Source organism: Algoriphagus sp. A40, assembly GCF_002002735.1.
Classification (GTDB): Bacteria; Bacteroidota; Bacteroidia; order Cytophagales; family Cyclobacteriaceae; genus Algoriphagus.
In genome coordinates this window covers 1-1,310 of record NZ_MUNY01000062.1, presented here as the reverse complement: position 1 = coordinate 1,310, position 1,310 = coordinate 1, and the positions used below count along the sequence as shown (strand labels likewise).

Below are 1,310 nucleotides of genomic sequence, written 5' to 3'. Positions count from 1 at the left end.
TATTAAAATTTATTGAAGCTTATAATCAATTCACCTTAGATAAATATTTTTAAGAAGAATACATCGATGAAAACCAACAAACTCCAGATAATCAAATTTTCGGAAGCTCCCAGAATACAGGTTTTTACTCCCATTCATCAAAAATAACCTATGAAGAAAAAATCCAGATCCAAAGAAATAGCCGAGAAGACCATTTTTGCCTCTTTTCAGATTTTGAAAGAAGCAGGGGGTGAAATGCGGGGAAGTGAAGTAGTGGAGAAATTGAGGGAACGGCTCACCTTTGACGAATACGAAAACTTCCGCTACGAAAAGACCGGCTATATCCGCTGGGAAAGCATCCTGCATTTCTTCACCATTGACTGTATGAAAGCGGGATACATGCGAAAGCAGAGCGGAATGTGGGTTTTGACAGAGGAAGGAGAAGAGGCCATGAAACTTGGTCCAGAAAGGCTCCTCTCCACCGCTACTAAAAAATACAGGGAATGGGACGCGCTTAACAAGCAAAACAAGGAATCGGATATATCCCAAGACATCGACATAGATGACACCGAAGAGATTTCCCAAAAGCAAGAAGCCCTACTCTCCCAATACGAGTCCAGCGCACTGGAAGGGATTAGGGAGTTCGTAAACCGCAAAAATCCTTATGAATTTCAGGATTTGGTGGCGGTGCTGTTGAAGGCCATGGGCTACCATATAGCACTTGTAGCACCCAAAGGACGTGACGGAGGCATCGACATTATTGCCTACACCGATCCGTTGGGTGTCAATTCTCCCCGCATCATTGTCCAAGTAAAGCACCGACCGGAAAACAATGTCAGTTCAGACGAAATCCAAAAGCTTTCCGGAACCATGAAGCGAAATTCCGATGTGGGTATCTTTGTTACTTCCGGCGATTTTAGCAATCCTGCAAAACAAGAGGCTACCTCCGCCTACAAACATATCGAACTGATCGACTTCTCGCGGTTTGTTAAACTTTGGATAGAATATTACCCGAGAATGTCTGATGAGCAAAAAAATATGTTGCCGCTACACCCTGTGTATTTTCTTGGAAGTAAGGAATAGATCAAATAATCATGAATAAACCGAAGAAACATCACTTCGTTCCAGAATGCTACTTAAAACAATTTGGAAACGAGTCAAAGTTATATTGCTCTAACCTTGAAATATTAAAAAAATATGAGAAATTAAATAATCCGCAAAAAGATCCCGGACAAATTTGTTACGAAATAGATTTATACACAATAAATGAACCACTAGAATACAATCTAAATGATTTTAATGATCTACATGTAGAATCTAATATTTTACAC

At 40.2% G+C, this 1,310-nt stretch carries 2 protein-coding genes; both read left to right on the top strand.

The window, feature by feature from the left end; genetic code table 11:
- The first annotated feature begins 150 nt into the window (after window positions 1-150).
- Window positions 151-1,062 carry a restriction endonuclease gene (locus tag B0E43_RS16190; RefSeq protein ID WP_077351638.1) on the top strand — a complete coding sequence of 304 codons (912 nt, stop codon included), beginning with the start codon at window positions 151-153 and terminating at the stop codon, window positions 1,060-1,062.
- Between the two features lie 11 nt (window positions 1,063-1,073).
- Window positions 1,074-1,310: DUF4238 domain-containing protein (locus B0E43_RS16185; protein ID WP_139352796.1), on the top strand; the 237-nt coding region annotated here is incomplete at its 3' end.

What these genes read in the sequence shown, in the direction of transcription:
- B0E43_RS16190 (WP_077351638.1), top strand. Translation starts at nt 151, where the DNA reads ATGAAGAAAAAATCCAGATCCAAAGAAATAGCCGAGAAGACCATTTTT.